Origin of the sequence: Caballeronia sp. ATUFL_F1_KS39, assembly GCF_023630985.1 — a bacterium.
GTDB classification, from domain to species: domain Bacteria; phylum Pseudomonadota; class Gammaproteobacteria; order Burkholderiales; family Burkholderiaceae; genus Caballeronia; species Caballeronia zhejiangensis.
Map to the genome: position 1 here is coordinate 88,567 of NZ_JALQDZ010000012.1, position 19,324 is coordinate 107,890.

A 19,324-nucleotide genomic window follows, 5' to 3' on the forward strand; every position below is an offset into this window, starting at 1 on the left:
TTACCTGTAGTCGATGCGCTCGACGCCGTTCTCCGTGCCGAGCAGACAGATATTCGCGCCGCGCGCCGCGAACAGACCGACCGTCACGACGCCCGGCCAGGCGTTGATCTGCGCTTCGAGCGCGCGCGGATCGGTGATCGACAGGCCCTTCACGTCGAGGATTTCGTTGCCGTTGTCGGTGATGAACGGCGAGCCGTCCTTCGTCACGCGCACGATCGGCACGCCGCCGAGCGCCGCGAGCTTGCGGCCGATTGCCGTGCGCGCCATCGGCACGACTTCGACGGGCAGCGGGAACGTGCCCATCACCGGGACGCGCTTGCTCGCGTCGGCGATGCACACGAACACGTCCGCCACCGACGCGACGATTTTCTCGCGCGTGAGCGCGCCGCCGCCGCCCTTGATCATCGCGCCGCTCGCGTCGATTTCATCGGCGCCGTCGACGTAAATGGACAGCGTTTCGATGTCGTTCAGATCGAACACCTTGAAACCGTGCGATTCGAGCCGCGCCGTGGTCGCGAGCGAACTCGACACCGCGCCGCGATAACGCGCCTTGGACTTCGCGATGGCGTCGATGAAGCAGTTCGCCGTCGATCCGGTGCCGACGCCGATGATCGCGCCTTCCGGCACGTTCGCGTTCACGTAGTCGGCGGCGGCCTGACCGACCAGTTGCTTGAGTTCGTCTTGAGTCATGGGAGCGGTGCTGCTGTATCGGTGAAAACTGAGATTTTATCGGAGCGCGGGCGACGGCCTCGCGGATCATGCCAACGCGTGCAGGAAGCCGAGCGGATCGTGCGTGCGCGCCACCGACGCGATGAACGCGAACACGACGATCGCCAGCACGCCATAAACGGCGCGCGCGCCCTTCGTGCGGCCGCGCTTGAGCGCGAACGTGCCGAGCACGATATAGACGACGAGCCCCGCGATTTTCGCGCCGAGCCACGCAGCGTTCGCCGAAAAGCCGATGATCGCGACCAGCGCGATGGCGCTCGCGAGCAAAAGCGTATCGACGATATGCGGCAGGATTTTCGTCGCGCGCGCGGCGAGGAGGCGCGAATTCGTCAGCATCCAGATCCAGCGCAGCACGAATCCGGCGATGGAAAGGCCGGCGCAGGTCATGTGGATCGCGCGCAGTGTCGGAAACCAGTCGTTCATTGTGGGAAGTATTTATCGAGCAGGGCCTGGGCGATCGCGTCGCTTTCTGCATCCGCGTTGCCCGCGTAATCCGACGGGCGAAAGTGCATCTGAAACGCGCTGAAGACGCGGCGGGTTTTGGCGTCGAGCACGCCGTCGGTCGCGACTTCGTAGCCGTAGCGGTTCAGCTTTTCCTGCAGCGCGCGCACGTCCGATGGCGCCTTCGGATCGCGGCCCGCGAGATGCGTGGCAACAGCCGCGTCGTCGGGCCATGCGCCCACGCCGGCGTCGTATAGCGCATGCCACGGGAAAAGCGGACCCGGATCGACCTTGCGTTGCGGCGCGATGTCGCTATGGCCGACGACGCGCGTCGGCGGGATGTGGTAGCGCGCGACGATATCGCGGGAGAGCTTGATGAGCGCATCGACTTGCGCGGGCGGATACGGCTGCCATTTTCCATCGCTCAGCGGGCCGATCGGACCGAGATTCACGTTCTCGATGCCGATAGACGACGCGTTCAGCTCCGTCGCGCCCTGCCACGAACTCGCGCCGGCGTGCCAGGCGCGCTTGTCTTCCGGCACCAGTTGATAGACGACCGGCTCGCCTTTCTCGATGCGCGGGGCGTCGGGGACGACGTAGTGCACGCTGACTTCGTCGCCGGTCAGGACGGCGAGCGATCCCGCTTCGTCGATCTCCGTGTAGTGCATCACGAGGAAACGGATGCGGGAATCGGCGTTCTTCGCGTGGTACTGCGTGTCGGCGATGTAGGTGGTGCGGTCTTGCATCGCGGTGCAGGCGGTGAGCAGGCATGCGGAGATTGCTGCGGCAAGACGAATCGCGCGTGTGGTGCTCGTCACGATTGCATTTCTCGAAGCGAATGCACGTGCATCCAGTGGGTGAGAAGCGCGTCGCGGCTCGGCTGGCTTTTGGGATCTTTCGGAAGCCGAAGCCTTTTGCCGGCTAGCGCGGCGTACTCGCTGCCCTTCAGTTCCGGCGAAATCGACACTTCATAGGTCGCAGGGTCAATCGTAATCAGCATGCGGTCGTAAAGCGTGTGCAAGTCCGCACGAAGTAAAAGGCCGTTTCGAACGTCGTTGGTTTCAGTGCCCATGTAGCCGCAGATATGCGCGGCTTCGAGAACCGCTTCGACCGCGCAGTCCGTGAGCGCGCAACGGCGCTCGTAGGCTTTGAGCAGTCCATTGCGAAACGCGGGTTGGCCTTGCCTTACGACGATGGAAACGAGTGTCTTCTTGCGGGCGTCTTCGATGCACGATGGATCGAATGCGCCGCTCGATTCTGCCCGCGCCCGGGCTTCGCATTCCGCTTGCGCGAACGTACTGCTTACTCGCTGCGAAGCGCCCGGATTCGCTCCCGGGCTCGAAACCTGGAATCCCAAGCTTTCGAGCCTGCGCGCGACCGTGAGCGCGCCGCCACTGAAATCTTTCGCACGCAACGGTCCGACGGCGGGAAACTGGTAGCCGCAAGCCGCGCCAGCGACGGCCTTCGAATCGTAGCGTCGCCCATTCAAGACGACAAAATAGTCTCGCGCTTCCCTGAAACCGTATTTATCCAAAAACGCGGATCGGCCGATCCGATCGAATTCTTCCAGCGCGGCATGAACCGCCGAAGGATCACTAAGTCGCTTCAAAGCCATGAATGACGTTGGACCCTGACCCTTACTTCTTCACCGCCCGCTGCCTCACCGCCTCAAACAAACAAACCCCCGACGCCACCGACACATTCAAACTCTCGACCGTCCCCGCCATCGGGATATTCATGATTTCGTCGCACGTCTCGCGGGTCAGGCGACGCATGCCCTCGCCCTCCGCACCGACGACGATCGCCACCGGACCATCCAGCTTGGTCTCGTAAAGCGATGCCGTCGCCTCGCCCGCCGTGCCGATCACCCAGACGCCCGCCTCCTTGAGTTCGCGCAGCGCGCGCGCCAGATTCGTCACGGTGATATACGGCACGCTCTCCGCCGCGCCGCTCGCCACCTTCGCCGCCGTCGCGTTCAGGCCCGCCGAGCGATCGCGCGGCGCGATCACCGCATGCGCGCCGGCCGCATCCGCGACGCGCAGACACGCGCCGAGATTATGCGGATCGGTGACGCCGTCGAGCACCAGCAGCAAAGGCGTGCCCGAAATGCCATCGAGCAGTTCGGCCAGATTCTGCGCGAGCGGCAGATCGTGCGCGCGCGCCACCACGCCCTGATGCTGGACGTTGCCCGACAGCCCCCAGAGACGCGCTTCATCGGCCGCGATCAGCCGCACGCCCGCTTCCTTCGCGGTCCGCAGAAAGTCCTGCATGCGCCGATCCTTGCGCGTGGGGTCGTACAGCACCTCCTCGATCGACGATGCATCCGCGCGCAAACGTGCGGTCACTGCGTGAAATCCGTATAGAACCTTGAGACGTGACATGACTGATCCGAACCTTCGGTGAAAACTTGAAAAGCACGACGCGGTCCGAAGCACGAAGCATCGGACCGCGCGTATTCGATGGCGGCTGTATTGACGCGCCGCCCTAACGTTTCTTGCGCGCCGGCCGTCCCTGCGATGCCGACTTCGACGCCGCTCCGCGCTTCTTCGCCGCGCCGCCGCGCGGACTCGCCGCAAGCGACGCGCCCTTCTTCGTGCCGCCGCGCGCGCGCGTGCTCGGGGCGTCGTCGTCGCCGAACGGACGGATACGCGGTCCCGCGCCGATGCCGGCAGCCGCTGCATCGCTCGCACCGGTCGACGGACGCGGCGGCGGCGGCTTCACCGGCGTATCGCGAACCAGCCGGAAATCGATCTTGCGCGCATCGAGATCGACGCGGCTCACCTGCACGCGCACGCGATCGGACATCCGGTAGCGAATGCCCGTGCGCTCGCCGCGCAGTTCGTTCTTGATCTCGTCGTACTGGAAATAGTCCGAGCCGAGCTCGGTCACATGCACGAGTCCTTCGATGAAGAGCGAATCCAGTTGCACGAAAATGCCGAACGACGTCACGCCGTTCACCATGCCGCCGTATTCCTCGCCGAGCTTGTCGCGCATGAAGTAGCACTTGAGCCACGCTTCGACGTCGCGCGAGGCTTCGTCGGCGCGACGCTCGTTCGACGAGCAATGCAGCCCGAGCTCTTCCCAGATCGCGACGCTGTTGCGAGCGCGGCCACGCGCGGAGTCGTCGGCCTTCTGCAGTTCGCGCGCGGCTTTCGTGAGGCCCGTGCTCAGGAAAACATCGTGGCCGACGTCCGGCAGATACTTCTTGCCCTGCAAGATCGCGTAGATCGCGCGATGCGTGAGCAAGTCGGGATAGCGCCGGATCGGACTCGTGAAGTGCGCGTACGCCTCATAAGCGAGGCCGAAATGGCCGATGTTGTCCGGGCTATAGACGGCCTGCTGCATCGAACGCAGCACCATCGATTGCAGCATCTGCGCGTCGGGCCGGTCGCGAATCTGCGCGATGAGGGCGGCGTAATCGCTCGCGTGCGGCTTGTCGCCGCCGGTGAGCGTCAAGCCGACGCCGCGCAGGAACGCGCGCAGGTTTTCGAGCTTCTCTTCCGTCGGCCCCGCGTGCACGCGATACAAACCGGGATGCTTGTTGCGCTTCAGAAAGTCGGCCGCGCAGACGTTCGCGGCCAGCATGCATTCCTCGATCAGCCGATGCGCGTCGTTGCGATGACGCGGCACGATCTGCTCGATCTTGCCCTGCGAGTTCACGACGATATACGTCTCGGTCGTATCGAAGTCGATGGCGCCGCGCTTCTGGCGCGCGGCATGCAGCGACTTGTAGACGCCGTAGAGGTTCTGCAGCTGCGGCAGGATATCCGCGCGCTTCGCCGCTTCCGGACCCTTCGTGTTGGTGAGCACGGCCGCGACTTCGGTGTATGTCAGGCGCGCCGCCGAGTGCATCACGCCGGGATAAAACTGATACGCCTTGATCTCGCCGCGCGCGGTAATGACCATGTCGCACACGAGCACGCAGCGATCGACATCGGGGTTTAGCGAGCACAGGCCGTTCGACAGCTTCTCCGGCAGCATCGGAATCACGCGGCGCGGGAAATACACCGACGTGCTGCGATCGAGCGCATCGATATCGAGCGCTTCGTTCGGACGCACGTAATGCGATACGTCCGCGATCGCGACCAGCAGACGAAAACCCTGACCACGTCCGACGGCGACCGGCTCGCAATACACGGCGTCGTCGAAATCGCGCGCATCTTCGCCGTCGATGGTGACGAGCGGCACGTCGCGCAGATCGACGCGATGACGGATATCCGCCGCGCGCACTTCGTCGGGCAGCTTGGCGGCGGCGGCGAGCGCGGCGTCGCTGAATTCGTGCGGCACGCCGTACTTGCGCACCGCGATTTCGATTTCCATGCCGGGATCGTCGATATCGCCGATCACTTCGACCACGCGTCCGAGCGGCTGCGAATGGCGGCTCGGGAAATCCGTCAGATCGACGGACACGACCTGCCCGACCTTCGCCTTCTTCGGATTTTGCGTGATGAGGATGTCATGCCCGATGCGCTTGTCTTCGGGCACGAGAATCAGCGCGCCGTTCTCGTTGACGAGGCGCCCGATGACGCGCTTGTTGGCGCGATCCGTGACCTCGACGATGTGCCCTTCCGGCCGTCCGCGCCGGTCATAACCGACGATGCGCGCGAGCACGCGATCGTTGTGCATGACCTTCTGCATTTCGCCATTGGGGAGGAAGAGATCGTCCTGGCCGTCATCGCGGATCAGAAAGCCGAAGCCGTCGCGATGCCCCTGCACGCGCCCCGCAACAAAATTCGACGGATGCGTGAGTTGATAGTGGCCGCGCTTGTCGAGGCGGATTTGCCCGTCGCGTTCCATGGCCGCCAGTCGCTTGAAAAATCCTTCGCGCTCCTGGCGCTTGATCGACAACGCTTCGGCGATGTCGTTCGCGGCATGCGGTGTCTCGCTCGTGCGCAGCACGCCGAGAATTTCTTCGCGGCTCGGAATCGGATACGGATATTTGCTCAAGGGCGTAGTCGTGTTTTTTCTCGTTGGACGGGACTTTTGCGGTGCTTTGCAACCAATAATGCGGTCATCGTTGCGGGTCATTCTAACACCCGTCTTTTAAGCGCCACGGGCGCGAGACGCCGACGCGGCGCGCTTCGCGGCTCGTTACAGGCATCGCATCGAAACGCTTGACAGATGCGTTAGGCTCGCTATAATTGCGTTCTCTGCTGCTTAACAGTCAGTCGAACGATCAGTAAAGCGCAGCAGATTTGAAGTAACACGCACCCTTGCCCAGGTGGCGGAATTGGTAGACGCACTAGGTTCAGGTCCTAGCGGTGGCAACACCGTGGAGGTTCGAGTCCTCTCTTGGGCACCAGATGTTTGAAAAAGCCACCTTCGGGTGGCTTTTTCTTTTTATGCGGAGACCGTGTTTTTGTCGTAGACGAGTCGCATGACTTTTCGATTGACACGGCGCCCGTTCCCGCTAGAATAGCGGGCTTGCTGTACCCCTTGGCCCAGGTGGCGGAATTGGTAGACGCACTAGGTTCAGGTCCTAGCGGTGGCAACACCGTGGAGGTTCGAGTCCTCTCCTGGGCACCAAGGTCCCTCTTTCGCGAGACGCTCGTTCGAGCGCATCGCACGCAAAAACCCCGCGCATCGTCGCGGGGTTTTTTGTTTTCCGCCTTCGCTTTCCGCCTTCACTTTCCGTTCGCAATTCCGTTTCCGATTCGGTCCGCGGATGTCGAATTGAAATCGAAACGAATCTGCGTTCGCCGATTCACCTTCGTGCGGACGCGGCGGCGCGCCAGTCCCCGCGGCGCTGGTTTTCTTCAGCCGCAAGTGCAGCAGCATCGATGCCCCGCTCCGCGCGCAAGCCGACGCGACGGACAACTGCGCTTCTCCGCCACCCGGCTCGCGTCCGACGCGCCTCGCTTATCGCGCTTCGTCGCCCCGAAAGGCAAGCATCCGCAGCAGCGAATTCGTGTTCTGCGGGCGCAATGCGACGAGGCCGTGCAGTTCCCTGCGATAGCGATAAGCCGTCGTCACCGACAAGTTGACCTCGCGCGAAACCTCGACGACCGGCGCGCCATCGTGCAGCAATGCCAGCGCCTGGAATTTCCTCTTGAAGTCGACGCGTCCTCGGACGCCGCCGCCCGGCGACGCCTCGACGACCCGAAACTCCTTGCGCAATTTCCTGGGCGCCGAGCAGTCCAGCGATATGGACCGATAGCTATAGCCGTCCGTGCCGTTGCTGAAGAGATAGAGCTTGCTGTCGAAAACGTAGCTCCGATCGATCGGCGCGGTCTCTCTGTACAGCGAGTTTATTTTTAGCTCGACTCGGTAAACACATTTATTTAGGAACACTTACTCTCCTGTTGCCGATTGTTAACGGCAGGTGATTGCTGCCTACAGGAGACGACTGTAGTTTGCGATCGTCGTGCGCGGGTCTGCAAACCCGATCACGGCATTCCTACGCGTCCTGGCTTCGCCTGAGCGGAGTCAGGACCGATACTCGCTCGCACCCCTCGACCAGGGCAATCGCGGTGCGAGTTCTCGATATTTTTAGCTCGTTTCACCGCCATCCCCACCAGATGTTTCCGAATTGGCGCTGCCGACGTTCCCACGAGCTAGACATCTCCGTTTCCCTCGAACGGCAGCGGGGGAATCAGTTGCAATCGGCTACCGCAATCGATGACGCCGACGGCAAAATGCCAGACAACGAGCAATAGATTCATCATCGCTTCGGACAGGCCGAGTTCGCGCCTGATAGCCTGAATCGGCACGTCCCGCTGCAGAAAAACGAAGGCCAGATACGTGGCAAGCAGTGTCGGCTCACCTCGACTATTCCGATACACGCCATCTCCCTTTCGCATGGTCGACTTCCGCACGTTATTGAGCAGTTCCAGATCCAGCGGCACACGCAGATAACTGACCTCTCCACTGCAACGGGTCAGCAAATACAGCACATCCCCCGTAAGCAGCATCCAGTCAGAAACACCGATGTCATCAGGAACGGCGCCCATGCTTAGCCTGACTAAGTGATCTCTCGTCTCCATTTCCAAATATGCTCCTATGGCCACCGTACGCGTGGCAGGTGGTCACACTAGAAGCCCTCCGATGTGACCTGCTGTGGCGCATCCCGCGAAGAACGACCCACAGCCCCTTTGACGCCCCGCGTACTGCGGGGTGTCAAGAATCCAATCGCTTTAATTTTGTTTAGTAAATCGAACTAATCATTCGATTTTGTCGGTGCTAATGCGAAACAAAAGCATAACGCCCGAATCTCGAATCCTTGAAGTGGACACATCCTAAAGAATGAGACTTCCGAATTAGAGTTCTAATCGGTCGTTATGCTCTTGTTTATTCTGTGGCATGGTGTGTGCTCCGAGTGTTGAAATACCGGAGATTCGTGATGCCTGCCCTGTATGTCATCGCTTTCCTCCTGCTCGCCGGCACGCTCGCCTTCCTGCAAGCGCCGGCGCTCGCATGGCTCGCCGGGTTCGCGGTCTGGGTCGCCGCCGGCGCGCTGACCGGTTTGACGGTCCCGCTCGGCGCGACGCTGCTCGCGATCGTCTTCGTGCTTCCGGCGCTCGCGCTCACGCTGACACCGATGCGTCGCGCGCTCGTCAGCCGCCGTGTAATCGCCGTGTTTCGCAAGATCCTGCCGGAGATGTCGTCGACGGAGCGTGACGCCATCGAAGCCGGCACGGTCTGGTGGGACGCCGAGCTTTTCTCGGGCCGCCCGCGATGGGACCGCCTGCTCGCACACGGCACGCCGAAGCTCACGCAGGAAGAGCAAAGCTTCATCGACAACGAATGCGCGCGTCTGTGCGACCTGTCGAACGACTGGGATACGACCGCCATCTGGCAAGACTTGTCGCCAGAAGCGTGGGCTTACCTCAAGGAACAGGGCTTTCTGGGCATGATCATTCCGAAGCGCTATGGCGGAAAGGCTTTCTCCGCGTACGCGCACTCGCAGGTCATCATGAAGCTCGCGACGCATTCGTCGGCGGCGGCCGTATCGGTGATGGTGCCCAATTCGCTCGGTCCCGCCGAGCTGCTTCTGCACTACGGCACCGAGGAACAAAAAGATCACTATCTGCCGCGGCTCGCGCGCGGCGATGAAATTCCGTGCTTCGCGCTGACCAGCCCATACGCCGGATCGGATGCCGCGGCGATCCCGGATATCGGCATCGTGTGTCGCGGCGTGCATGAGGGCCGCGAGACGCTCGGATTTCGCGTCACGTGGGAAAAGCGCTACATCACGCTCGGTCCGATCGCGACCGTGCTCGGCCTCGCCTTTCGCGCGCTCGATCCCGATCACCTGCTCGGCGACGACGACGCGCCCGGCATCACCTGCGCGCTCATTCCGACGAACCATCCCGGCGTGAACATCGGACGGCGGCACTGGCCGCTCAACGCCGTGTTCCAGAACGGCCCGAACTGGGGTAAGGACGTGTTCGTCCCGATGGACTGGGTCATCGGCGGACGCGCGCAAGTGGGTAACGGCTGGCGCATGCTGATGGAATGCCTCGCCGCCGGCCGCGCGATCTCGCTGCCTTCGTCGAACGTCGGCATGGCGAAGCTCGCGGTGCGCGGCACCGGCGCGTATGCCGCCGCGCGCCGTCAGTTCCGCACGCCGATCGGCCGCTTCGAAGGCATACAGGAAGCGCTCGGGCGCATGGGCGGCAATCTCTATGTGATGGACGCGGCGCGGCGTCTTTCCGCGCAGGCCGTCGATCTCGGCGAGAAGCCGTCCGTCATCTCGGCGATCGCGAAGTATCACATCACCGAACGCGCGCGCAAGGTCATCAACGACGGCATGGATGTCGTCGCGGGCAAGGGCATCTGCATGGGACCGTCGAATTTTCTGGCGCGGGCGTATCAGCAGATGCCGATCTCGATCACCGTCGAAGGCGCGAATATCCTGACGCGCTGTCTCATCATCTTCGGACAGGGCGCGATCCGGTGTCACCCCTACGTGCTGAAGGAAATGGCCGCGACGCGCGACAACGATCTGCGCGCGTTCGACGCCGCGTTCTTCGGACACGCGGCGTTTCTGGCATCGAACGCGATGCGCGCCTTCGTGTACGCATGCGGCGGCGGCGTGTTCGTCGCGAAGCCCGCGCGCGCCGATGCGCGTCTCGTGCCGTACTATCGCGCGGCCACGCGTCTGTCGAGCGCGTTCGCGTTGTTCGCCGATGTGTCGATGCTCACGCTCGGCGGCGAGCTGAAACGCCGCGAACGTCTTTCGGCGCGTCTCGGCGACATCCTCTCGCAGTTGTATCTGCTCTCCGCGACGCTCAAGCGTTTCGAAGACGATGGCCGCCCTGAAAGCGATCTGCCGCTCGTGCGCTGGGGCGCCGAAGACGCGCTTTATCAGGCGCGCGCCGCGTTCGAGGGTTTGCTCGCGAACTATCCGAACCGCGCGGCGGCGGCGTTTCTGCGCATCGTCGCGTTCCCGTTCGGCTTGCCGCACGCCCCTAGCGTCGATGCGCTCGGCAACGACGTCGCGATGCTGATGCAAGCACCCGGCGACGCGCGCGAGCGCCTCGTCGCAGGCTCGCACGTTTCGGCGCTCGAAGACGATCCGATCGCGCGCGGCGAAAAGCTGCTCGCGCTCACGCCTGCCGTCGCGGCGCTAGAGGCGCGTCTGCGCGACGCCGTCAAGGCGGGCGCCGCCGCCCCGCTGCCGCAAAGCCCGCACGACATCGAAGCCTGGTCGCAGACGGCGGCGGCGCGCGGTCTCATCGACGAAAACGAACGCGCGCTGCTCGCCGAATGGGCCGCTCATGCGAAGGAAGCGGTGAAAGTCGATGATTTTTCCGCAGACTTCGGTATCCTCGAAGCATTGCAAAAGCGCAGCGCGGCGCTCGAGCGGCACTTGCCCGAAGCCATTGCCTGAAGCATTCAGGACCAAAGGCACCGCCCCGCGCGCCCGACGACCGATCGACAATCGATGAAAGACCGCTATCTCGACTTCGTCAATTCGCCCTTCGGCACGAGCATTGCACGCTCGCTCGGCCTTCCGCGTCCCGAGGTTTTGCGCCGCCATCGCGCGGATCAGGCCGAATTCGGCGGCATGGCCGCCATCGGCGCGGGGCCGTCGCCCGCGCTCTTCGACGATCTGATGGCCGTGCTGTCGGCGATCGGCATGACGGGCATCGCGCACGAAAGCGCGTCCGGCTGGCTGCCGGTCGCCGCGCGGCACGGCGCGATGAGCGGCCGCTTCGAGCCGCGCTCGCGCGACGCTTCCGCGTCCGACCGCGTCGAGGCGCTGATTTTCGATGCGACCGGCATCGGCGAAAGCGCGCAACTCCATTCGCTCTACGCGTTCTTCCACGATGCGCTGCGTTCGCTCGCGAAGAACGGGCGCATCGTCGTGCTCGGGCGTCCGCCCGCCACGCGCTCGAGCGTCCGCGCCGCGACCGCGCAGCATGCGCTCGAAGGCATGGTCCGCTCGCTCGGCAAGGAAGCGCGCAACGGCATTACGTCGAATCTGCTGCGCGCAGCCGATGGCGCGGATGTCGAGTCGGCGCTGCGCTTTTTCCTTTCGCCACGCTCGGCCTATGTCTCGGGCCAAGTCGTGACCATCGATGCGCCCGCCGACGCGCCGCCAAGCTGGGCCAAGCCGCTCGCCGGCAAACGCGCGCTCGTGACGGGCGCGGCGCGCGGCATCGGCGCGTCGATCGCGGCGGTGCTGGCCGAGCACGGCGCGATCGTCACCGGGCTCGATATCGACGCCGCCCGCGATGCGCTCGATCAGACCATGCTCGCGATCGAAGACGCGTCGCCGTCATCGGGCGCGCACGCGGCGCTCGTCGCGGATATCGCCGCGCCCGAAGCGCCCGCCGAAATCGCGGCGGCGCTGGCTGCGTCGGGCGGCATCGATATCGTCGTGCATAACGCGGGCATCACGCGCGACAAGACCATCGCGCGCATGACAGCCGACATGTGGGACAGCGTCATCGACATCAATCTGCTCGCGCAGGAACGCATCGACGACGTGCTGCTCGCGCAGAACGTGTTGCGCGCGGGCGGGCGCATCGTCGCGGTGTCGTCGATCAGCGGCATCGCGGGCAATCGCGGGCAGACCAATTACGCGACGTCGAAAGCCGGCGTGATCGGCCGCGTGCACGCGATGGCGCCGTTGCTGCGCGAGCGCGGCATCACGATCAACGCGGTCGCGCCGGGCTTCATCGAAACGCATATGACCGCGCGTATGCCCTTCGGCGTGCGCGAGGCCGGCAGACGCCTCAATTCGATGGGACAAGGCGGCTTGCCCGTCGATGTCGCCGAGACCGTCGCGTGGCTCGCGAGTCCGGGCAGCGCGGGCATCACGGGCAACGTGGTGCGCGTGTGCGGCCAGAGCCTGATCGGCGCGTGAGGAGGCAGAACGCGATGCACGCACCGACCATGCCGCGCGCCCGCACCGTCGTCGTCGAAACGCTGCCGCCGCCCGCGAAGCTCTACGGCCGCGCGCTGCCCGCGCTTTTCCGGCGCGCGCGTGCGCCGGAGCTGCCCGCGTTGCGGCTCGTGCGCCCGAATGTGAGGATCGACGCCGAACAGGTCGGCCGATACGCGCGCGTGTGCGGCTTCATTCCCGAGCACGGCGTGCCGCTCACGTTTCCGCACGTTCTCGCTTTTCCCTTGCATCTGATGATGCTCACCGATCCGTCGTTTCCATGGTCCGCGCTCGGCGTCGTGCATCTGTCGAACAGCGTGCGGCTGCGGCGTCCGCTCGCGGCCGGTCAGGCGTTGCGCATCGAAGTGGAATGCGGGCCGCTCGTGCCGCATCAGAAGGGCCAGGCGTTCACGCTGCATACGCGCATCTATCGGCGCGGCGAGGCGGTGTGGGACGGCGACAGCGTGTATCTGAAGCGCGGCGCGCGCAGCGAGCGCGCGGCGCCGTCGATCGAGATCGCCGATGCCGCCGATGCCGCCGACGTACGCGTGCCGCTGCTCGCGCGCGAAGCGCGCTGGCAGCTTCCGCCGCAACTCGGACGCGACTACGCGAAGGCGTCGGGCGACTTCAATCCGATCCATCTGCACATGCTGAGCGCGAAAGCGTTCGGTTTTCCACGCGCCATCGCGCATGGCATGTGGACGCTCGCGCGCACGCTCGCCGCGTTGCATCCGGTCAAGGCGCTGGCTTCCGGTTACGCGCACGGCGATTTCAAGACGCCGCTATACATTCCCGGCGATGCGACGCTGTGGACCGCCGCGCCCTCGCCCGTCGCGCGCGATTTCGAAGTGCGCGATCTCGCCGGCGACCGGCCGCATCTGCGTGGCCATTTCGAATGGGAGCTGCCATGAGCGAAGCGCGTCGTGTCGCGGTAATCGGCAGCAATCGCATTCCGTTCGCGCGCTCGAACACGGCGTACGCGAGCGCGTCGAATCAGGACATGCTGAGCTTCACGCTGCAAGGACTCGTCGATCGCTTCGACCTGCACGGCATGCGCCTCGGCGAAGTGGCGGCGGGCGCGGTCGTCAAGCATTCGCGCGATTTCAATCTGACGCGCGAAGCCGCATTGTCGACGACGCTCGCGAAGGAAACGCCCGCCTACGACGTGCAGCAAGCCTGCGGCACCGGCCTTGAAACGGCGATTCTGGTCGCGAACAAGATCGCGCTCGGACAGATCGACGTGGGCATCGCGGGCGGCGTCGATACGGCGTCGGACGCGCCCATCGCGGTGAACGAGCGCATGCGCAGAATCCTGCTCGAAGCGAATCGCTCGCGCTCGGCGGGACAGCGCGTGGGCGCGCTCGCTAAACTGCGGCCCGGCATGTTCTTCAGGCCGCTCCTGCCGCGCAATGCGGAACCGCGCACGGGCCTTTCGATGGGCGAGCACTGCGAACTGATGGCCAAGCGCTGGAAGATTTCGCGCGAGGCGCAGGATGCGCTCGCGCAGGAGAGTCATCGCAAGCTCGCGGCGGCGTACGGGCGCGGCTTTTTCAACGATCTGATGACGCCGTACAAAGGCCTCGCGCGCGACAACACGCTGCGGCCCGACGTATCGCTCGATCAGTTGTCGGCGCTCAAGCCCGTCTTCGATCGCGACGCGGGCACGCTCACCGCGGGCAACTCGACGCCGCTCACCGACGGCGCATCGGCGGTGCTGCTCGCGTCCGAGCAATGGGCCGCCGAGCGTGGCTTGCCGGTGCAGGCGTTCTTGACGTTTTCCGCGACCGCCGCCGTCGATTTCTTCGACAAGCGCGAAGGCCTCCTGATGGCGCCCGTCTACGCGGTCCCGCCGATGCTCGCGCGCGCCGGAATCGCATTGCAGGACTTCGATTTCTACGAGATCCACGAAGCATTCGCGGCGCAGGTGCTGTGCACGCTCGCCGCGTGGGAAGACGACGAATACTGCCGCACCGCGCTCGGACTCGACGCGCCGCCCGGTTCGATCGACCGCGCGCGTCTGAACGTGAACGGCAGCTCGCTCGCGACGGGGCATCCGTTCGCGGCGACGGGCGGGCGCATTATCGGCACGCTGGCGAAGATGCTCGCGAACGCGCCCGCGCGCAGCGACGGCAAGCCGTTGCGCGGACTGATCTCGATCTGCGCGGCGGGCGGACAAGGCGTCGTCGCGATACTGGAGCGGTAGCCGGAAATATCGGCCAAAAAAATACAAGCCGACGGAGACACCACATGAGCCCGGGACAGGCAGCGCCGCGCGGGACTTCCGAGCCGCACGCGACGGACGGCATCTGGTACGCGTCGTATCCGCCGGATGTCGCGCATGAGATCGATCCTTCGCGCTATCGCTCGCTCGCGCATTTCTTCGACGAATGCGTCGCGCGTTTTGCCGATCATGTCGCGTTCGTGAGCCTCGGCTCGGAACTGAAGTTCGCGACGCTCGGCGAGAAGGCGCATACGTTCGCGGCGTATCTGCAGGGCATCGGCGTGAAGCCCGGCGATCGCGTCGCGCTGATGATGCCGAACACGCTCGTCTATCCGGTGACGCTCTTCGGCACGCTGCTCGCGGGCGCGATCGTCGTCAACGTGAATCCGCTCTATACGGTGCGCGAGCTCGGCCTTCAGTTGAAGGACAGCGGCGCGCAGACGATCGTCGTATTCGAGAACTTCGCCAAGACCGTGCAGGACGCGCGGCCGGGATCGCGCGTAAGGAACATCGTCGTGACCGGGCTCGGCGATCTGCTCGGCAGCGGTCTCAACGTGAAAGGCCGCGCGATCGATCTGATCCTGCGCTATGTGAAAAAGCAGGTGCCCGCCTACGCGCTGCCCGATGCCGTGCGCCTGCCGCAAGCGCTCGCGCTCGGCGCGCGGCGCAAGTTCGAGCCGGTGCGCGTCGGTCACGGCGATATCGCGTTCATTCAGTACACCGGCGGCACCACAGGCATCGCCAAGGGCGCGATGCTCACGCATCGCAACGTGATCGCCAATCTGATGCAGGCGCTTGCATGGGCGGGCGCGCGGCTCGTCGAGGGCGAAGAGACCGTCGTCACGCCGTTGCCGCTGTATCACATCTATTCGCTCACGGTGAATGCGCTCGCGTTTCTTGCGATCGGCGCGCGCAACGTGCTGATCGTCAATCCGCGCGATATCGGCAGCCTCGTGCGCGCGCTGCGTCACGAGAATTTCACGGCGATCACCGCGCTCAACACGCTTTACAGCGCGCTGATGGACAACGAAGCCTTCCGTCAGCGCGACTTCTCGTCGCTCAAGCTCGCGATGGCGGGCGGCATGGCGACCCAGCGGGTGATCGCCGAGCGCTTCAGGGCGCTGACGGGCAAAACGCTCGTCGAAGGTTACGGCCTGACCGAGTGTTCGCCGCTCGTCGCCGCGACGCCGCTCGATACGCACGGCGACAGCGCTTTCGATGGAACCATCGGCGTGCCGGTGCCGTCCACGCTCGTGCGCCTGCGCCGCGAAGAGGGCGCGTGGGCGAACGTCGGCGAACCGGGCGAGCTTTGCGTCCAGGGTCCGCAAGTGATGAAGGGCTACTGGAACCGTCCGGAAGACACGGCGAAAGCCATCGACGCGAACGGCTGGCTCGCGACCGGGGACATCGGCGTGATGGATGCGCGCGGCATCATCCGGCTCATCGACCGCAAGAAGGACATGATGATCGTGTCGGGCTTCAACGTGTATCCGAACGAAATCGAGGACGTGCTCGCGGCGCATCCGAAAGTGCGCGCGGTCGCGGCCGTCGGCGTGCCCGATCCGGTGACGGGCGAGCGCGTGAAGGCATTCGTCGTGCGTCGCGACGACACGCTCACGGTGGAAGAACTGCTGAAGTTCGCGCGTTTACACCTGACCGGCTACAAGGTGCCTGCTTATGTCGAGTTCCGCGACGCGCTGCCGCTCACGCCGATCGGCAAGGTGCTCAGGCGCGAACTGCGCGACGCCGGATCCACATCGCAGGGCTAGCCCTCACGGAGATACCCATGCCGCGCTCGGCTTCCGGCTTCCGGTTCGCTTGTGCGAGCCTGTTGTGTCTCGCGCTCGCGTCTTTCGCGGCACGCGCCGATCCATCCGATGACGTTGCGCGCATCGGCGATCTCGGCGTCGAGCAGCAGGTGCAATGGCTGTCGCGATCGGCGGGAAGCGGCGCGCTCGCCAGTCTCGACGATGCGCAACTCGTCGCCCTCTTCCGCTCGCTCGACGCGCGCACGCTGCCGCGCTATCTGCAAGACGGCTTACGCGATTTCGATTCGTGCGAGTTCACGATGCGCCGCCGCGAGCGCATCAAAGGCAAATGGCCGAAGCGCGCGGATCACATGCTCGTGCGCGTCACGCGCGAGCCGCTGCGCATCTACGCGAAATGGCTGCCGGATGGCGGGCACGCGGGCCAGGAAGTCATCTACGACGATTCGAAGCGTTCCGATCAGCTTTACGGTCATCTCGGCGGCTTTCTGGGCGTCGTGCCGATGTGGGCATCGGTGAACGGCGCGCTCGCCCGCGCGCAGTCGAATCATTCGATCCGCGAGCTCGGCATCGACGCGATCACGCAACGCTTCATCGACGAAGGGCGCAAGTTCGCCGAAGCGGGCATCACGAAACCAACGAACATCGAAGTGAAGAACGTCGACGGACTGCGCGTGATCGCGCTCACCTACGAAACGGTCGAAGGCCAACCCACCTTCTATGCGAAAAAGGAAGTGCTCGGACTCGACCTCGAACGGCCGCTTTTCCGCACGCTGGAGTCCTACGACAACGACGGCGAGATTTTCGAAAGCGTCGTGTTCGAGCGCATCGAGACGAAACCCTTCGACGACCTGACGTTCGACCCGAAAAATCCCGACTATCGCTTCTGATTTCCTTCTGATTTGAAGCGCGCGCTGACTTCGTGACATCCCGTGTAACAACTCGTCGCACCGGGCGGCGCGCGTTTTAAGTTTCGCCTAAGAGTCGGCCGATAACCTGCCCGCACTCCATCGACATCAAGGTCCGCGCGAAGCGTCAAGCCGAAAGCGCCGCACATCGTCATGCAAACCTGAGGACATCGTTCATGAACCTCCGCCGTCCGGCTTCCGCACCCGTGCGAGCCATCAAAAAGCTTCTGAGCCATCACGAAATCGCCACGCTGCTCCTGCTGATGCACGCGCCGATCGATGTGATGGCCGCCACGCCCGATGTCGCCTCGCTGCAGGAATACGGCTATGTCGAGATCGTGTCGCCGGACGCCGGCACCCCGAAAGTGCGCCTGACCGAAGACGGCAACGCCGTGCTGCGCGGGCTCGGCGTCAAGTAAGGCTTCATTTCGATACGGGCCGCGGACGCCCGGGAACGCGAACTCTGTAATAATCGGTCGATACTTTTTCATCACCGACCAAGGAGTGATTCGCGATGTCCGCCCTCTCACCCATCGTGCAGCGTGTGCTCATCACCAACGACGACGGCATCGACGCGCCCGGCCTCGCCGTGCTCGAAGCGGTCGCCGCCGAACTCGCGCACGAAGTTTGGGTCATCGCGCCCGAGCACGATCAGAGCGGCACTTCGCATTCCATCAGCCTGCATTCGCCGCTGCGCATCTCGCGTCAGGGCGAACGGCGCTTCGGCGTACAGGGCACGCCAGGCGACTGCGTCGTGATGGGCGTGCGCCACATCATGAAAGACGCGCCGCCCACACTTGTCCTGTCCGGCATCAACCGCGGGGCGAATCTCGGCGTCGAAACGATGTTCTCCGGCACCGTCGGCGCGGCGATGACGGGCCTCTTGCTCGGCTTGCCGTCGATCGCGCTCAGTCAGGCTTTCACGGACCGCGAGAACGTGCGCTGGGACACGGCGCGCGCGCTGGCGCCGGGCGTGATCCGCCAATTGCTCTCGATTTCCCACGAGGCGCCGACGTGCCTGAACGTCAACTTCCCCGATTGCGACGCGTCTGCCGCGGGTCCGCTCACCGTGACGCGGCAAGGCATCGGGCTCGTGGAAGGCATCGACGTGTTGCCGCTCGTCGATCCGCGCGGCATCGACTATCACTGGCTGCGCTTTCAGCGTGGCCCGCGCCCGAATTCGCCCGATAGCGAAACGGCGGTGGTGGCGGCAGGCAGCGTGTCGGTCACGCCGCTCCATTTCGATCGCACCGACGAGCGCACGTTCGCCACGCTCGAAGCGGGTCTTGAACGCGCCGTCTGAGTTTTCGGTCCGCGCGCGTCTAGAACGATTCTTCTCAGACGGGAACGGTCGCTTTCTCGTATGCTCGGCCGTTCACGACAAGGAGACGACATGACCCGTTTCATCGGCTCGCGCGGTGCACGCGTGACGCTCGGCGCGCTGTGCGCCACTTTCGCCGCGAGCGTTTTCGCGCAGGCGACGCCCGTCGGCACCTGGCAGACCATCGACGATCAGACCGGCAAAGCGAAAGCGATCATCCAGATCGCCGACGACGGCAACGGGCAGTTGTCGGGCAAGGTCGTGCGTGGCATCGGCGAATTCGATCATCCGGAACGGCGCTGCACGGCCTGCACGGACGAACGCAAGGATCAGTTGATCAAGGGCATGACGATCATCACCGGCATGCGTCAGGACGGCGACGAGTGGCAAGGCGGCCAGATTCTCGACCCGGACAGCGGCAAGCTCTACAAGTGCAAGATGAAACTCGAAGACGGTGGCAAGAAGCTCGTCGTGCGCGGGTATATCGGCGTTTCGCTGCTGGGGCGCTCGCAAACCTGGGTGCGCCAGCAATAGCTTTATATAAAGACAAAGCCGGTCGAAGACGTCGATCTTCGCCCGGCTTTGCTCATCTCGCGAGCACGCTTC

17 protein-coding genes and 2 tRNA genes are annotated in these 19,324 nt (G+C 64.4%); 11 read left to right on the plus strand and 8 right to left on the minus strand.

Annotated features, from left to right (window positions below):
• The 6 genes from rpiA to rnr form a co-directional block, all read right to left on the minus strand.
• Positions 1 to 690 (minus strand): ribose-5-phosphate isomerase RpiA, encoded by a 690-nt coding sequence (gene rpiA / locus NCR93_RS08130; protein ID WP_175982284.1) that lies wholly within the window; start codon positions 688 to 690, stop codon positions 1 to 3.
• A 66-nt stretch (positions 691 to 756) separates the two neighbouring features.
• Positions 757 to 1,152, minus strand: a complete 396-nt coding sequence (locus NCR93_RS08135) for a SirB2 family protein (protein WP_008349269.1) — start codon at positions 1,150 to 1,152, stop codon at positions 757 to 759.
• The gene (locus NCR93_RS08140) at positions 1,149 to 1,916 is read right to left on the minus strand and encodes an N-acetylmuramoyl-L-alanine amidase (protein WP_239295310.1); all 768 of its coding nucleotides are present in this window, start codon (positions 1,914 to 1,916) and stop codon (positions 1,149 to 1,151) included. The genes NCR93_RS08135 and NCR93_RS08140 overlap by 4 nt, the downstream gene beginning before the upstream one ends.
• Positions 1,917 to 1,984: 68 nt before the next feature.
• Positions 1,985 to 2,785, minus strand: coding sequence for an HNH endonuclease (locus NCR93_RS08145; RefSeq protein ID WP_241814145.1), 801 nt, complete (start codon positions 2,783 to 2,785; stop codon positions 1,985 to 1,987).
• Between the two features lie 22 nt (positions 2,786 to 2,807).
• The gene (gene rlmB, locus NCR93_RS08150; protein ID WP_008349264.1) at positions 2,808 to 3,551 is read right to left on the minus strand and encodes a 23S rRNA (guanosine(2251)-2'-O)-methyltransferase RlmB; all 744 of its coding nucleotides are present in this window, start codon (positions 3,549 to 3,551) and stop codon (positions 2,808 to 2,810) included.
• A gap of 103 nt (positions 3,552 to 3,654) precedes the next feature.
• The gene (rnr, locus tag NCR93_RS08155) at positions 3,655 to 6,117 is read right to left on the minus strand and encodes a ribonuclease R (RefSeq protein ID WP_175982286.1); all 2,463 of its coding nucleotides are present in this window, start codon (positions 6,115 to 6,117) and stop codon (positions 3,655 to 3,657) included.
• Positions 6,118 to 6,385: 268 nt separating this feature from the next.
• Between rnr and NCR93_RS08160 the strand changes: the two genes are divergently transcribed.
• A tRNA-Leu gene (locus NCR93_RS08160) sits at positions 6,386 to 6,472 on the plus strand.
• A gap of 137 nt (positions 6,473 to 6,609) precedes the next feature.
• Positions 6,610 to 6,696 (plus strand) — tRNA-Leu (locus NCR93_RS08165).
• A gap of 333 nt (positions 6,697 to 7,029) precedes the next feature.
• Here the strand turns inward: NCR93_RS08165 and NCR93_RS08170 are convergent.
• Both NCR93_RS08170 and NCR93_RS08175 read right to left on the minus strand, forming a co-directional pair.
• Positions 7,030 to 7,287 carry a helix-turn-helix domain-containing protein gene (locus NCR93_RS08170; protein ID WP_008349260.1) on the minus strand — a complete coding sequence of 86 codons (258 nt, stop codon included), beginning with the start codon at positions 7,285 to 7,287 and terminating at the stop codon, positions 7,030 to 7,032.
• A gap of 437 nt (positions 7,288 to 7,724) precedes the next feature.
• Positions 7,725 to 8,120, minus strand: coding sequence for a hypothetical protein (locus tag NCR93_RS08175; protein ID WP_239295299.1), 396 nt, complete (start codon positions 8,118 to 8,120; stop codon positions 7,725 to 7,727).
• Between the two features lie 389 nt (positions 8,121 to 8,509).
• Here NCR93_RS08175 and NCR93_RS08180 point away from each other — a divergent pair, with 389 nt between their 5' ends.
• The 9 genes from NCR93_RS08180 (at position 8,510) to NCR93_RS08220 (ending at position 19,252) form a co-directional block, all read left to right on the plus strand.
• The gene (locus tag NCR93_RS08180; RefSeq protein WP_175982288.1) at positions 8,510 to 11,002 is read left to right on the plus strand and encodes an acyl-CoA dehydrogenase; all 2,493 of its coding nucleotides are present in this window, start codon (positions 8,510 to 8,512) and stop codon (positions 11,000 to 11,002) included.
• A gap of 54 nt (positions 11,003 to 11,056) precedes the next feature.
• A complete protein-coding gene (locus NCR93_RS08185; protein WP_175982289.1) occupies positions 11,057 to 12,484 on the plus strand; it encodes a 3-oxoacyl-ACP reductase in 1,428 nt (475 codons plus the stop codon).
• A gap of 14 nt (positions 12,485 to 12,498) precedes the next feature.
• The gene (locus tag NCR93_RS08190) at positions 12,499 to 13,413 is read left to right on the plus strand and encodes a MaoC/PaaZ C-terminal domain-containing protein (RefSeq protein WP_175982290.1); all 915 of its coding nucleotides are present in this window, start codon (positions 12,499 to 12,501) and stop codon (positions 13,411 to 13,413) included.
• Positions 13,410 to 14,705, plus strand: coding sequence for an acetyl-CoA C-acetyltransferase (locus tag NCR93_RS08195; protein ID WP_239295298.1), 1,296 nt, complete (start codon positions 13,410 to 13,412; stop codon positions 14,703 to 14,705). Before NCR93_RS08190 ends, NCR93_RS08195 begins: the two co-directional genes overlap by 4 nt.
• 44 nt (positions 14,706 to 14,749) lie before the next feature.
• Positions 14,750 to 16,492, plus strand: coding sequence for an AMP-binding protein (locus NCR93_RS08200; RefSeq protein ID WP_175982292.1), 1,743 nt, complete (start codon positions 14,750 to 14,752; stop codon positions 16,490 to 16,492).
• Positions 16,493 to 16,509: 17 nt separating this feature from the next.
• Entirely contained in the window at positions 16,510 to 17,379 is an 870-nt protein-coding gene (locus NCR93_RS08205; RefSeq protein WP_175982293.1) for a DUF1571 domain-containing protein, read from the plus strand.
• A gap of 194 nt (positions 17,380 to 17,573) precedes the next feature.
• Positions 17,574 to 17,816, plus strand: a complete 243-nt coding sequence (locus tag NCR93_RS08210) for a hypothetical protein (RefSeq protein WP_008349248.1) — start codon at positions 17,574 to 17,576, stop codon at positions 17,814 to 17,816.
• A gap of 95 nt (positions 17,817 to 17,911) precedes the next feature.
• Positions 17,912 to 18,700, plus strand: coding sequence for a 5'/3'-nucleotidase SurE (gene surE, locus NCR93_RS08215; RefSeq protein ID WP_175982294.1), 789 nt, complete (start codon positions 17,912 to 17,914; stop codon positions 18,698 to 18,700).
• Positions 18,701 to 18,790: 90 nt separating this feature from the next.
• Entirely contained in the window at positions 18,791 to 19,252 is a 462-nt protein-coding gene (locus NCR93_RS08220) for a DUF2147 domain-containing protein (protein WP_175982295.1), read from the plus strand.
• Positions 19,253 to 19,324: the final 72 nt, after the last annotated feature.

Coding starts and splice junctions, on each gene's coding strand:
- NCR93_RS08185 (WP_175982289.1), top strand. CDS start 11,057: ATGAAAGACCGCTATCTCGACTTCGTCAATTCGCCCTTCGGCACGAGC.
- NCR93_RS08180 (WP_175982288.1), top strand. CDS start 8,510: ATGCCTGCCCTGTATGTCATCGCTTTCCTCCTGCTCGCCGGCACGCTC.
- NCR93_RS08205 (WP_175982293.1), top strand. CDS start 16,510: ATGCCGCGCTCGGCTTCCGGCTTCCGGTTCGCTTGTGCGAGCCTGTTG.
- rpiA (WP_175982284.1), bottom strand. CDS start 690: ATGACTCAAGACGAACTCAAGCAACTGGTCGGTCAGGCCGCCGCCGAC.
- NCR93_RS08195 (WP_239295298.1), top strand. CDS start 13,410: ATGAGCGAAGCGCGTCGTGTCGCGGTAATCGGCAGCAATCGCATTCCG.
- rlmB (WP_008349264.1), bottom strand. CDS start 3,551: ATGTCACGTCTCAAGGTTCTATACGGATTTCACGCAGTGACCGCACGT.
- surE (WP_175982294.1), top strand. CDS start 17,912: ATGTCCGCCCTCTCACCCATCGTGCAGCGTGTGCTCATCACCAACGAC.
- NCR93_RS08210 (WP_008349248.1), top strand. CDS start 17,574: ATGAACCTCCGCCGTCCGGCTTCCGCACCCGTGCGAGCCATCAAAAAG.
- NCR93_RS08190 (WP_175982290.1), top strand. CDS start 12,499: ATGCACGCACCGACCATGCCGCGCGCCCGCACCGTCGTCGTCGAAACG.
- NCR93_RS08135 (WP_008349269.1), bottom strand. CDS start 1,152: ATGAACGACTGGTTTCCGACACTGCGCGCGATCCACATGACCTGCGCC.
- NCR93_RS08200 (WP_175982292.1), top strand. CDS start 14,750: ATGAGCCCGGGACAGGCAGCGCCGCGCGGGACTTCCGAGCCGCACGCG.
- NCR93_RS08140 (WP_239295310.1), bottom strand. CDS start 1,916: ATGCAAGACCGCACCACCTACATCGCCGACACGCAGTACCACGCGAAG.
- NCR93_RS08145 (WP_241814145.1), bottom strand. CDS start 2,785: ATGGCTTTGAAGCGACTTAGTGATCCTTCGGCGGTTCATGCCGCGCTG.
- NCR93_RS08220 (WP_175982295.1), top strand. CDS start 18,791: ATGACCCGTTTCATCGGCTCGCGCGGTGCACGCGTGACGCTCGGCGCG.
- NCR93_RS08175 (WP_239295299.1), bottom strand. CDS start 8,120: ATGGGCGCCGTTCCTGATGACATCGGTGTTTCTGACTGGATGCTGCTT.